11 protein-coding genes are annotated in these 12809 nt (G+C 71.6%); 5 read left to right on the top strand and 6 right to left on the bottom strand.

The genetic code is table 11. The features are described 5' to 3' along the window. Positions 1-28: 28 nt before the first annotated feature. On the bottom strand, positions 29-1345 hold the full coding sequence (locus HQQ85_RS14410; RefSeq protein WP_371741915.1) for an ABC transporter substrate-binding protein: 1317 nt from the start codon (positions 1343-1345) through the stop codon (positions 29-31). 120 nt (positions 1346-1465) lie between these two features. Beyond that, positions 1466-1759, bottom strand: a complete 294-nt coding sequence (locus HQQ85_RS14405; protein ID WP_173183225.1) for a DUF4287 domain-containing protein — start codon at positions 1757-1759, stop codon at positions 1466-1468. Between the two features lie 175 nt (positions 1760-1934). Between HQQ85_RS14405 and HQQ85_RS14400 the strand changes: the two genes are divergently transcribed. Next, complete coding sequence (locus tag HQQ85_RS14400; protein WP_173183224.1) at positions 1935-3335, top strand: glucose-6-phosphate dehydrogenase; 1401 nt, start codon at positions 1935-1937, stop codon at positions 3333-3335. Between the two features lie 18 nt (positions 3336-3353). Here HQQ85_RS14400 and HQQ85_RS14395 read toward each other — a convergent pair whose 3' ends face one another. Genes HQQ85_RS14395 through HQQ85_RS14380 form a run of 4 tightly spaced genes read right to left on the bottom strand, consistent with a single transcriptional unit; the run spans position 3354 to position 7472 of the window. Then, the gene (locus HQQ85_RS14395; protein ID WP_173183223.1) at positions 3354-4100 is read right to left on the bottom strand and encodes a creatininase family protein; all 747 of its coding nucleotides are present in this window, start codon (positions 4098-4100) and stop codon (positions 3354-3356) included. Positions 4101-4144: 44 nt separating this feature from the next. Then, positions 4145-5590: an amidohydrolase gene (locus HQQ85_RS14390; protein WP_216851757.1), complete on the bottom strand. Its 1446-nt coding sequence runs from the start codon at positions 5588-5590 to the stop codon at positions 4145-4147. Beyond that, positions 5587-6387 (bottom strand): glutamine amidotransferase, encoded by an 801-nt coding sequence (locus HQQ85_RS14385; protein ID WP_173183222.1) that lies wholly within the window; start codon positions 6385-6387, stop codon positions 5587-5589. The genes HQQ85_RS14390 and HQQ85_RS14385 overlap by 4 nt, the downstream gene beginning before the upstream one ends. Beyond that, positions 6384-7472, bottom strand: coding sequence for a LacI family DNA-binding transcriptional regulator (locus tag HQQ85_RS14380; protein WP_173183221.1), 1089 nt, complete (start codon positions 7470-7472; stop codon positions 6384-6386). The genes HQQ85_RS14385 and HQQ85_RS14380 overlap by 4 nt, the downstream gene beginning before the upstream one ends. Positions 7473-7663: 191 nt before the next feature. Here HQQ85_RS14380 and HQQ85_RS14375 point away from each other — a divergent pair, with 191 nt between their 5' ends. From HQQ85_RS14375 to HQQ85_RS14360, 4 genes are all read left to right on the top strand, one after another. Further along, positions 7664-8704, top strand: a complete 1041-nt coding sequence (locus tag HQQ85_RS14375) for a BMP family protein (protein WP_173183220.1) — start codon at positions 7664-7666, stop codon at positions 8702-8704. A gap of 115 nt (positions 8705-8819) precedes the next feature. Further along, positions 8820-10376, top strand: a complete 1557-nt coding sequence (locus tag HQQ85_RS14370) for an ABC transporter ATP-binding protein (RefSeq protein WP_173183219.1) — start codon at positions 8820-8822, stop codon at positions 10374-10376. Continuing rightward, on the top strand, positions 10373-11491 hold the full coding sequence (locus HQQ85_RS14365; protein WP_173183218.1) for an ABC transporter permease: 1119 nt from the start codon (positions 10373-10375) through the stop codon (positions 11489-11491). Before HQQ85_RS14370 ends, HQQ85_RS14365 begins: the two co-directional genes overlap by 4 nt. Further along, complete coding sequence (locus HQQ85_RS14360; protein ID WP_173183217.1) at positions 11488-12777, top strand: ABC transporter permease; 1290 nt, start codon at positions 11488-11490, stop codon at positions 12775-12777. Before HQQ85_RS14365 ends, HQQ85_RS14360 begins: the two co-directional genes overlap by 4 nt. Positions 12778-12809: the final 32 nt, after the last annotated feature.

Here is a 12809-nt window from a genome sequence, read left to right as displayed (position 1 = left end):
GGTCGGAATGCCGGCCCGGTCAGCGGGGTCAGTTGCCGAGGTCGGCCTGCACCAGCTCCATGAACTGCTCGGGGGTGATGGCGCCGGTGACCAGCTGGGCCGCGTTGGTCTGGCTGGTCGTGGTGGCCTGCGCGTCGAACAGCGCCTCGAACCAGAGCACGCTGTCGCTGGACTCGTCGATCGTGGTCTGCAGCTCCGCGGTCAGCGGCGGCACCTCGACCGCGTCGTCGTTCACCGTGAAGCCGCTCAGCACACCCTGGTCGCCCAGCGACGCCGCGCCGTAGTTGTCCGCGATGCAGCTCAGCCACGCGCCGACCTTGTCGTTGTAGGCCTTCTTCGACACCGCGATCGGCACACCCACGTTGGCGGCGAGCTGGGCGTTCGAGCCCTCGCCGCCGGCGACGTCGGGGAACGCCACGAAGCCGATGTTGTCGGCGCCGATCTCGTTCGTGTCGGCGTTGAAGGCGCTGAGCGCCCAGCTGCCCATGTAGAGGAACGCGGCCTTGCCGGTGGTGAAGGTGTTCAGCGAGGTGTCGTAGTCGATCGATCCGACGCCCTCGCCGAAGTAGCCCTCGGAGCCCAGCTCCGCCACGGCGGCGGCGGCCTCGACGTACTCGGGGTCGGTGAGCTTCGCGTCGCCGTCGGCGACCTTCTGCAGCGCATCCGGCCCGATCGTGCGGAACAAGTAGTTGCCGACGAGGCGGGTCAGCGGCCAGCCCTGTTCGCCCGAAGCCGAGAACGGCTGCACGCCGGCGGCCTTCAGGGTCGCGGCGGCGTCGGTCAGCTCGTCCCACGTGGTGGGCGGGGTGATGCCGTTCTGCTCGAGGATCTGCTTGTTGTACCAGAGGCCCTCGACATTGAACTCCGTCGGCAGGGCGATCACCGAACCGTAGAGGCTCTCGATGGTCGAGGTCGCGGCGGGCAGGAGGTCGTCGGAGACACCGAGGTCGTCGAAGGTGCTCTGGATGTCGAGCAGCTGGCCGTTGTCGTTGAGGTCCTTGGCGAGCTGCGGGGTGTTGCCGGCGGCGAAGATCGTGGGCAGGGCGTCCTGGCCGGCGAGCAGCTGGAGCTGCTGGTCGAAGCTCGCCTGCGGCTGGTTCGTGATCTTCAGCGGCAGGGCGTCGTTCTCGGCCTTGCAGGCGCCGGTGCTGAGACCGGTCAGGATGTCGGCCACCGCGGTGTTCTCGGTGAGGGACAGGTAGGTGAACTCGGAGGCTCCGTCGCCGGAACCCTCTGAGCCTCCGCCTCCCGCCGAGCATCCCGTCAGAACCAGGGCGCCGGCACCGGCCAGCGCGACCATGGGGACGAGGGAGCGGCGGAGACGAGCGGTGCGTGCTGTGGTCACAATTCCTCCTTGAAGTGCGAGCCTTCGTAATTGAAGCGCTTCAAGTGACCACCATAAGAACGCCGGGGATCGCTGTCAAGCGCGGACTTCTTTCCGGTATAACGATTCAACCCGGCTGGGTCAGTAGCCCTCGGGCTTGGTGGCGACACCGTCGAGCCAGAGGTGGTCGTTCGGATCGCTGTGAGCGGTGCCGGAGCCGACGTGCTTCGACGCGATGCGATCGCCCTTGGTGATGACGTGCACCATGGCCATGCCGTGACCGCGGCCGAGGCCGTAGTCCTCGGCGAGCCAGGCGAGGATGGGGCCCGCCTTGGTGTCCGGGCCGAAGCCGCGCTCGGTCGCCTGGGCGACGAGCTCGCGGGGGGTGAGGCCGGTCTTCTTCTCGACGGTGTCGAGGTAGGCCTGGAACGACATGGGTCCTCCTTGGTGGTCGGCCTCCTGCCGGCCGTGGTGGTGCCAGTGTGACGCATGGTGGGTGCGGCGCGGAAGCGGGCCGGCCGCGGGCGGGCCGGGGCGGGCCATGGCCAGAAAGGCCGGGTAGGGTCGCGCTCGGAGCGGCTGCACGGGCCGCATCAGCGAGGAGTCAGCCATGTCGGATCAGCCCGGAATCCCCGACGCCGAGTCGCTCGGCCGCGAGCCGCGGAGCATCGCCATCCTCGGCGCCGGCGGCGACCTCACCGAGCGGCTGCTGCTGCCCGGGTTGGGGAAGGTCGCGGAGCTCGCCGGCGGGCTCGAGATCACCCTGATCGGTGCCGCCCGCACGCCGCAGAGCGACGAGGAGTGGCAGGGCCTGGTGCGCCGCAGCCTCGAGGCGGCCGAGATCGCGCCGGCCACCGTCGACGCCCTGTCGAAGGCGGCGCGCTTCGTGGCGACCGACGCCTCCGACCCCGAGCAGCTGAAGGCCCTGCTCGACGCCTGCCCGTCCTCCCCCGTGCTCTACGTGGCCCTGCCGCCCGCGATGGGGCACGCCGTCGCCGAGTCGCTCGCGCAGCTCGAGCTGCCCGACGACCTCGTCGTGGCGATCGAGAAGCCCTTCGGCGAGGACCTCGACGACGCCCGCGCGCTGAACGAGGCGCTGGCCACCGTCATCCCCGAGGACCGGCTCTGGCGCATCGACCACTTCCTCGGCAACGCCACCGTGCTCGGCATGCTCGGGCTCCGCTTCGGCAACCGTCTGCTCGAGTCGGGCTGGAGCGCCGACGAGATCGAGAAGGTCGAGATCGTCTTCGACGAGGAGCTCGGGCTCGAGGGCCGGGCCGCGTTCTACGACTCCACGGGCGCTCTGCGCGACATGCTGCAGAGCCACCTGCCGATGGTGCTCGCGCTGACCACGCTCGAACGGCCCGACCGCATCACGGCCGACGACGTGCACGACCGGATGGCCGAGGTGCTCGGCGCCGTGCGGCTCTGGCGCGACGATCCGCACACCGCCCGCCGCGCCCGCTACACGGAGGGCCGCGTCGACGGCCGGTTCTTCCCCTCGTACGTCGACGAGGACGACGTCGATCCCGCCAACGGCATCGAGACCCTCGCGCAGCTGCTGCTGCAGGTCGACACCCCGCGCTGGGCCGGCGTGCCGTTCGTGCTGCGCTCGGGCAAGGCGATCGGCTCGCCGCGCGCCGAGGTCGCGGTGCACTTCCGGCCGTCGGTTCCCCCGGAGGGTCTCGGCGGCGCCGACGCGGGCGAGGGCACCGTGCTGCGGATGTCGCTCCTGAATGGCGACGTCGACCTCGACCTGTTCGTCAACAGCGCCGACGACACCGACCGGCTCGAGCGGGTGCGGCTCGAGGCGCGGCCCGGGGAGGCCGAGCTCGATGCCTACGGGCAGGTGCTGGCGGGCATCCTGGCGCACGACCGGCTGCTGTCGGTGCGGGGCGACATCGCCGAGCAGTGCTGGCGCATCGTCACTCCGGTGCTGAACGCGTGGGCCGCGGGCGAGACGCCGCTCGAGGAGTACGAGGCGGGGAGCGCGGGGCCGGCGGACTGGTGAGGCTCCCGGCCGCATCGCTCAGCGCGAGGGCAGCCCCGCGATGAAGTCGGCGAGCACAGCGAGCGAGCCCTCGACGGTGGCGGCGAGGATGTGCTCGCCCTTGGCGGCGGTCGCGTGCGACGGGTCGCCGAAGACGCCCGTCGGCGAGAACGGGTGCAGCTGCATCGGCCGCGTGCCGAAGTCGCTCGGGAACCCGGGGTACTCGGCCGCGTAGCGCTCCGGATGCACGTGCCCCGGCTCGAGGGCCAGCATGATCGACGTCTCGACCTCCTCGGCGTGGTTGAGCCCCGGGGCGGCGCCGCGGCTCGTGCGCACCTCGGCGACGGCCTCGTCCATCCCCGGGTAGTCCAGCGCGAGAGCGGGCAGGATGCGCTCGGCGTTCAGCCGCCGCACCGCCGTGTAGAGCGGCTGTCGGTTGCCCCAATCCCCGTTCACGACGATCAGCGCTCGGGCGCCCGACGCCGCGAGCGAGCGGCCGATGTCGACGGCGATCGCCGTGACCGTCTCGGGCGAGAGGGACACGGTGCCGGGGTAGCCGGCGTTGTTCCAGGTGTCGCCGTAGTGGATCGGCGGCAGGAGCAGGGCGTCGAGCCGGTCGGCGAGGCGCTCCGCGACCGCGACGGCGGTGGCCGTGTCGGTGCCGAGCGGGAGGTGCGGGCCGTGCTGCTCGAGCGCGCCGAACGGCAGCAGCGCGAGCCCGTCGCCGGTGGCGAGGTGGCGAGCCACGTCGGTCCAGGGCGTGGAGTAGGCGTCAACGCGGGTCATCGGCCGGCCTCCCGGCGTGTGCGCGCGGGCAGGCACAGGGGCGCTCACGGGGCGTAGTCCTGGATCGTGCCGCGAGAGCGGTCGGTGAGCTCGGGCAGGCGGCGGTTGAGCTCGGCGATGGTGTCGGCGAGGTCCATCGTCACGAGCCGGCCGTGCTCCACCACGAGCCGGCCGTCGACGAGCACGGTGGTGACGTCGCTCGACTTCACGCTCAGCGCGAGTGCGGCTGCGAGGTCGTGCATCGGCTGCAGGTGCGGCTTCTGCAGGTCGATCAGCACCACGTCGGCCTTGTAGCCCGGCGCGAGCACCCCGAGCGAGTCCTGCAGCCCGAACGCCGCAGCACTCTGCCGGGTGGCGAGGTCGAGGGCGTGGGCCGAGGTCAGCCAGGTGGCGTCGAGGTGGTCGTCCTTCTGCTTCAGCGACATCATCCGCATGCTCTCCAGCACGTCGAGCGTGTTGTGCGACGCCGGACCGTCGGTGCCGAGCCCCACGGTGAGACCCGCGTCGTGCAGCATCCGCACCGGCGTCGTCGTGTGCGCGTGCTTCATGTAGACCTTCGTGCACGAGGCCACCGCGACCCGGTCGGCGAACGGCACCAGCCACTCGAGGTCGCTCTCCACGATGCCCGCGCCGTGCGCAATGATCGCACCGGTCTCGAGGATTCCGGTGTCGTGCAGCACCTGCACCGGCGTGCGCCCGTGCCGCTCGAGGCTCGACTCCGTCTGGTTCATGCTCTCGGCGGCATGGACGTGCGTGCGCACCCCCAGCCGTCGGGCGTGCTCCGCCGTCGCCTCCAGGTCGGCGTCGGTCACGGTGTAGGTCGCGTGCGGTCCGAGAGCGGTCGTGATGCGCCCGTCGGCCGCCCCGTTCCACCGCTCGGCGAAGGCGGCCGAGCGCTCGAGCCCCTCCGTGCCCTGCGACGAGAAGAACGTCGAGGCGAGGTGCCCGCGCGCGCCGCTCTCCGCGACGACCTCGGCGATGCGATCCGTGAAGAAGTAGTGGTCGGCGAAGTTCGTCACCCCACCGAGCAGCATCTCGCCGACGGCCAGGCGGGCGCCCAGTGTCACGTCGCGCTCGGTCAGGTTCACCTCCATCGGCCAGATGTGCTTGTTGAACCAGTCCTTGATCGGAACGTCCTCGGCCGAACCGCGGAACATGGTCATCGGCGAGTGCGTGTGCGAGTTCATCAGGCCCGGGATGGCGACCTGCCCGCTGCCGTCGATCACCGCCGCCTGCGCGAGAGTGGCGGCCTCGACCTCGGCCGCCGGCCGGATCCAGGCGATCACCCCGTCGCGGATGCCGATCGCATGCCCCTCGAGGAATGTGGCCGTCCCCCGGGCGGCCACGTCGTCGCGCGGCAGGTCGGGGTAGCCCGGCGCGGGCCGCGTGGTGCCCGCCAGCACGGTTACCGGCGTGATGACGGTGTCGACGGTGTCGGAACCGTCGGCCAGCGTGACCGAGTCGGCGCGCATCCGCTCGTCGCCGCTCACGCGGACACCTCGCTCGTCGCGCCCGCGGCCAGCTCGGACGTCAGCGGGAGCTGCTCCCCCGCCAGCCACCGCACGAGCCGGTCGAAGAGCGTGGCGTAGCCCGGCCACTGCACGAAACCGGGCGGCGCCCAGTGCGGCGCGATGTCCGAGCTGAACGCAGCGGTGCGGCCCTCGCCGTAGGCTCCGACGACGAGCAGCGGATGCCCGCCGCACCGTGCGAGCTCCACCGCTCCTTTGCGCACCGTGACCTCGTTCAGCCCGAGCAGCGCCGGCCACTCCCCCTCGAGGCCCGCCGTCACCGGATGGGCGGACACCGTCGACGGCGCCGCTCCCGACGGCAGCTCGACCCGGTCGTCGCGGTCGAGCACGCCCACCGGCAGCACCTCGGCGAGCGCGGTGCGCCCCCACCGGGCCTTGGCGTCGATGCCCGAGAAGGTCATGTACCCGCCCGCCATCATCAGCCCGCCGCCGAGCTCGGTGAAACGCTGCAGCACCTCGATCAGGTCGACCGTCGTCTCCGAGCGGCTGAACGTGGCCGGCGGCAGCTGGAAGGTGTTGGCTCCGACGTCGGAGATCACCACGACGTCGGCGATCGCACGCAGCCCCTCGGCCGTGCCGGGCAGCCCGTCGACGATCTCGTGGCAGGGGAGGTGCGTCACCTCGTGGCCCGCCTCGCGCAGGGCGGCGGTGAACTCGGCACCGCCGAGCGTGAACTCCGAGGTGGTGAAGGAGTCGAAGCCCTTCTGATGGATCGAGTGCACGAACCACGACTCTCCGAGCAGCAGGATTCGGGTCACGGGGTCTCCTTCAAATGAGGGGTGGTGGCGGTCGTCGTCGGAACGGCGACGAGGGGTTCGGGAACGGGGTGCTCGCGGGTGGACTGACCGGGCACGAGCTGCGGGGCGAGACTGACGCGGCGGGCGATGCGCTCGGCGGCGGGCCCGCGCCCCCGCTGCTGCGAGTCCAGCAGCAGGCGCACCGCCTCCCGCCCCATCTCGGGCCACGGATGCCGCAGGGTCGTGACCGTGAGATCCTCCCGGCCGGGCGACAGATCGAGCAGGCTGGCGACCTGCACCCGAGCGGGAACGGCGAGGCCGCGCATCCGCAGCACGGCCAGCACGCCCGCGGCCACGTCGTCGTTGGCGCAGACGATGGCGTCGGGGAGGGCAGCTGGTCCGGCCGCCCCGAGACGTTCGGCGGCACGGATGCCGCCGTCGAGCACCGCCGGGGTGAAGGGGGCGACGTCGACGACCGCCGCGCCCTCGGCGGCGCCGCGGAGGGCCCGGATGCGGCGCGCGTCGGCGGGAGCATCCGGATCGAGCCCGACGACGAGCATGCGCCGGGCCGCCCGCTCGACGAGGTGCGCCACGAGCATCGCGGTCGCGCGGTCCTCGTCGAGGCCGACCGAGTCGGAGCGGTCGGTGATGACGAAGCGGCCGACCTGCACGATCGGCACGGAGCCGGCGGCCTCGATCGACTCCTGGCTCGCCTCGAGGGAGGAGGGGCAGATGATGATGCCGTCGACGCGGCGCGCCATCAGCGACTCGACGTTGCCGACGTCGTGCAGCGCGTCGGGCTCGGAGTAGCGCAGCACCAGCGACAGGTCGTTGCGCTCGAGGCCGTCACTGACCGACTCGATCAGGGCCGAGAGGAAGCCGGTGGTGTACCGGGGCAGCACCAGGCCGACCGTCTCGGTGCGCTGCAGGCGGAGGGCGCTCGCCACGGCGTTCCGCCGATAGCCGAGCTCACGGCTGGCGTCGCGCACCTTGCGGTGCAGGGTGTCGCTGACGGGCCGGGCCCCGGTGAGCGCCCGCGAGGCCGTGGCCACGCTGACGCCGGCGCGGGCGGCCACGTCGGCGAGGGTCGGCTCGGGGGTCTGCATGCCGACAGCATAGGCTCTCCGGGGCCGCGCTTCGGGCAATTCTCGGCAAACGATTGCAGTGCCTTGCCGACGTTAAACATGCTAGAAACATTCGAGAAATGCGGTGGCAACGGCGCGGGCGAACACTGAGTCTCGCACCGGTTTCCGTTCCTCTCACCCGACGTTTCTGCAAACGATTTCCAAGGAGCCCCATGACGTTCTCCCGCAAGGCCGCCGCCCTCGGCGCCACCGCCCTCACCGCAGCCCTGCTGCTCTCGGCCTGCTCGGGCAAGACCGCCACGGTGCAGCCGAGCGCCGACGCCGATCTGCCGAAGGTCGCGATGCTCTACGGCACCACCGGCGACTTCTCCTTCATGGACAGCGCCTACAAGGGCTTCACCGACGCGCAGTCGGAGTTCTCGTTCACCCCGCTCGACTTCTCGAGCCCCAACACCGACGACTACCAGGACCGTCTCGACCTCGCGATCTCGCAGGGCGCCGGTCTCGCCATCGGCATCGGCTTCCAGTACGCCACCCCGATGGAGCAGACCACCGAGCACCCCGACACGCAGTTCGTGGCCGTCGACATCGACAAGGGCACCTCGATCCCCGACGTCACGACCATCTCGTTCGCGGCCGAGCAGTCCTCCTACCTCGTCGGCGTGGCCGCCGCCCTCACCTCGAAGACCGGCCACATCGGCTTCATCGGCGGCGTCGACCAGCCGAGCATCCAGAACTTCTTCGTGGGCTACGAGGCCGGTGCGAAGTCGGTGAACCCGTCGATCACGGTCGACACCACCTACCTCTCCCCCCTCGGCGACTTCACCGGCTTCTCCGACCCCACCAAGGGCAAGGAGGCCGCCGCCTCGATGTACGCCGGTGGCGCCGACGTGATCTATGCCGCCGCGGGCGGTTCGGGCCAGGGCGTCTACGAGCAGGCCGCGGCCTCGTCGACGGATGCGCAGAAGAACTGGGCCATCGGGGTCGACGGCGACGTCTACAACCAGGTGGACGAGTCGATCAAGCCGTTCATCCTCACCTCGGCGATCAAGAACGTGAACGTCGCGGTCGAGGACTCGATCAAGTCGTTCCTCGACGGCAGCCTTGAGGCGGGCGAGCAGGACTTCGACCTCTCGAACGACGGCGTCGGCTACTCCACAAGTGGCGACTTCCTCGATGCATACACAGACCAGCTCGAGAAGGCCAAGCAGGACATCATCGACGGCACCATCGAGGTGCCGAGCGCGGTCTGATCCGCGCACCCAGACGGCGCCCGGTCGCCGGCGGCCCCACACCGCCGGCGGTCGGGCGCTTCCACTCCCCCCGCCGCCTCCGTCCCCCGTTTCCCTCCCCCGACAGGAGCACCCGATGAGCGAGACAGCCGAGAACGACGTGCTGGTGCGGTTGACGGGCATCGTCAAGCGCTTCGGCGCCTTCGTGGCGAACGACCGCATCGACCTCACGGTGCGCGCCGGCACGGTGCACGCGATCGTGGGTGAGAACGGGGCCGGCAAGTCGACCCTGATGAAGATCCTCGCCGGCGAGGAGCGGCCCGACGAGGGCACGATCGAGATCGCGGGCTCCCCCCGCTCCTTCTCCTCGCCTCGGGATGCGCAGCAGGCCGGCATCGGCATGGTGCACCAGCACTTCCTGCTCGCCTCGGCGCTGCGCGTGTGGGAGAACGTGGTGCTGGCCGACGAACCCGGATCGGCCTTCCGGCTCGACAGCGCCGCCGCCCGGTCACGGGTGGCTGCGCTCGCGACGCGCAACGGCTTCGAGGTCGACGTCGACGCGGTCGTGCGCGATGTCGGGGTCGGCGGCCGCCAGCGGGTCGAGATCCTCAAGGTGCTCTACCGCGACGCGCAGATCATCATCCTCGACGAGCCCACCGCCGTTCTCGTGCCGAGCGAGGCGGCATCCCTGTTCGCCGCCATGCGCCGCTTCACCGAGGCGGGCGCCGCCGTCATCTTCATCTCGCACAAGCTCGACGAGGTGCTCGACTTCGCCGACGAGATCACCGTCATCCGCGCCGGCGCCGTGGTGGGGCACACCACCCCTTCGGAGTCCTCCGCCTCCGACCTCGCCGCCCTGATGGTCAAGGTCGCGATGCCGGCGGTCGCCCCACGGGCGGTTCCGCCGGGCACCGACGTGGTGCTCGCCGCGCACGGGGTCACCGTCGGGGAGGCCGGCGAGGTGCCGGCGCTCGACGACGTCTCGCTCGAGGTGCACTCCGGCGAGATCGTGGGCATCGCGGGCGTCGAGGGCAACGGGCAGTCGGAGCTCCTGCTGGCCCTGCTCGGCCGCGTCACGCACACCGGGCGCATCAGCATGGGAGGAGAGCGCATCGACGCCCTCCCCACCGAGACCCGGCGGGCCCGCGGGCTCGCCTACATCCCCGAAGACCGGCACCGCGACGGCGTCGTGCTGTCGATGGCGCTGCGCGAGAACGCCGCCCTCGGCTACCACGGCCGGCCGCCGGTGAAGCGCGGGCCGTGGTTCAGCCGGGCCGGTGCCGCAGCCCAGGCCCGGGCCATCATCAGCCGCTTCGACGTGCGGGGCGGCGACCCGTCCACGCCCGCGTCGGCGCTCTCGGGCGGCAACCAGCAGAAGTTCATCGTGGGGCGGGAGCTCGGCAGCGATCCGCGCGTGCTGATCGCCGCGCATCCGACCCGCGGTGTCGACATCGGCGCCCAGTCGGCGGTCTGGAGCGAGCTCACCGCTGCCCGCGACCGCGGTCTCGGCACCCTGCTCATCTCGGCCGACCTCGACGAGCTGCTGGCGCTGAGCGACCGGCTGCTGGTGTTCTACCGCGGGCGCATCGTGGGGGCGCTCGACCCGCGGCGGGTGGATGCGCAGGAGCTCGGGGAGTACATGACCGGGGTGCGAGGCCACACGAAGAACACAGCCGAAGGAGGTGCCGCATGATCCGGCGCATCGCGGTCACCTTGGCCGGCCCCGTCGTCTCGGTGCTGCTCGCCCTGCTCGTCACCACCCTGTTCCTCACGATCGGCGGCTACTCGGCCACGAGCGCCTACGAGGTGATGTGGAACTACGGCATCGAACCCGCCTCGCTCGTCTCGGCGCTGAACAACGCCGTGCCGCTCTACCTCGCCGGCGTCGCCGCGGCCTTCGCGCTGCGGATGGGCCTGTTCAACATCGGCGTCGACGGCCAGTACCGGGTCGCCGCCCTGGCCGGCGCGGTCGTCGCCGCCAACCTGCCGCTGCCGCTCTACCTCCGGCTGCCCATCACCCTGATCGTCTGCTGCGTCACCGGCGCCCTCTGGGCCCTCGTGCCCGCGCTGCTGAAGGTCTACCGGGGCGTCAGCGAGGTCATCACGTCGATCCTGATGAACGCGATCGCCACCACGGTCGTCGCCATCCTGCTGGCCGACGTCTTCCGTTCGGGCGGCGGTCAGAACACCGGCACCGCGATCATCGGCGACGAGGGCGCGATGCCCGTGCTTATCGACCTCGGAATCGGCAACCGCACCTCGATCACCGGGTTCCTCGTCGTGGCGATCGTGGTGGGCATCCTGTTCTACCTGATCCAGTACCGCACCGTCTTCGGCTTCACCCTGCAGGTCGCGTCGCGCTCACCCGAGGCGGCCGAGTCGGCCGGCATCAAGGTGAACCGGCGCATCATCTGGGCCATGCTCGGCTCGGGTGCGATCGCGGGGCTGGTCGGCATGCCGCACGTGCTGAGCACGGCGTTCCGCTTCGACGGCACCTTGCCCACCGACCTCATGTTCACGGGGCTGGCAGCCGCGCTGCTCGGCCGCTCGCACCCGATCGGCATCGCGGCCGGCGCCTTCGTGCTCGCCTTCGTCGAGCGCAGCTCGCAGGTGCTCGGTCTCGTGCAGCTGCCGACCGAGGTCGGCTCGGTGTTCATGGCCGTCATCCTGCTGAGCTCGGCGGTCGGCTACTGGCTCACCGAGCGCGCCGACCAGCGCGTCGCTCTCTGGAACGCGCTGCGCCGCCGTCGCCGCGAGACCCCGCCGCCCGCCGCTCCCCTGCCGACCGGAATGGAGGCCTCGCGATGACCGACACCGTCGAGCCCACCGCCCCCACCGCCCCGGCGGCCGCCCCGCGCTCGCTGGCCCCCAGCCGGCAGCGGCTGCGCGCCGGCCTCCGCTGGGGCCTGCTCGGCCTCGGCCTCATCATCGTCGCCCAGTACGTCGCCGACGCGCCCGGCATCGCGGCCTCGTCCACCTGGGGCTCGGCACTGCGGCTCACCGTGCCGATCGCGGTGGTCGCCATCGGCGGCCTCTACTCCGAGCGGGCCGGCGTCATCAACGTCGGCCTCGAGGGCATGATGATCGGCGGCACCTGGATGGCCGGTGTCTTCGGCTGGCTCTGGGGCCCCTGGGCCGCCCTCGGCGGCGGGGTGGTCGGCGGCCTCGTGTTCGGGCTGCTGATGGCGGTGCTCTGCATCGAGATGGGGCTGAACCAGCTCGTCGTCGGTGTGGCCATCAACGTGATCGCCGGAGCGTCGGCGCGCTTCGCCAGCGACATCGTCTTCAACGGGGTCGACGGCGGCACGATCGCCCGCTCGCCGCGCATCGACGGCTCCTTGCCGGTGCTCAGCGTGCCGTTCCTCTCGGGCGGGCTCGGCACGCCCGACCTCACCGCCACGATGGAGCAGTCGGGCATCCCGGTCGTCTCGCAGCTCGGCGGCATCGTCGGGGGGCTCACCCACGACGTCTCGCTCGCGGCCGTGATCGGGCTGCTGCTCATCCCCGCCACGGCCTACGTGCTCTGGCGCACCAAGTTCGGCCTGCGCTGGCGGGCCGCGGGTGAGGAGCCGGCTGCGCTGCAGGCGCTCGGCGGCAAGGTGCACCGCACCCGGTACATCGCCGTGCTCGTCGGCAGCGGGCTGGCCGGCTTCGCCGGCGGCTACCTCGCGCTCATCTCCCAGGCCTACGTCGAGAACCAGACCGCGGGGCGCGGCTTCATCGGCCTCGCGACGCTGATCTTCGGCAACTGGATGCCCTCGGGCGTCTTCCTCGGATCGTCGCTGTTCGGCTTCTCCGACGCCGTCGGGCTGGGGCGGCCCGAGACGTTCCGGGCGCTGCTGTTCATCCTCGCGGTGATCTTCCTCGTCGTCGGAGCCCTGCGGTTCTGGCGCGGCGCCCGTCGCTCGGGCATCGCCCCGCTCGCGCTCGGCGCGGTGCTCGTGCTGGTGTTCCTGTTCGTGCCCCTGCCGCCCGAGCTCGCCACGGCGGCGCCCTACCTCGTCACTCTCGCGGTGCTCGTGGTGGCGGGCACCACGATGCGGCCGCCCGCGGCCCTCGGGCACCTGTTCCCCCGCCGCACCTCTCGCAGCTGACCCGCCGTTCCGCCTGCCCGCCCCGATCGCCC

It is taken from the genome of Herbiconiux sp. VKM Ac-2851 (assembly GCF_013205105.1).
Lineage (GTDB): Bacteria > Actinomycetota > Actinomycetes > Actinomycetales > Microbacteriaceae > Herbiconiux > Herbiconiux flava.
The sequence above is the reverse complement of the archived record's forward strand: the minus strand, read 5'-3'. Positions and strand labels throughout refer to the sequence as shown.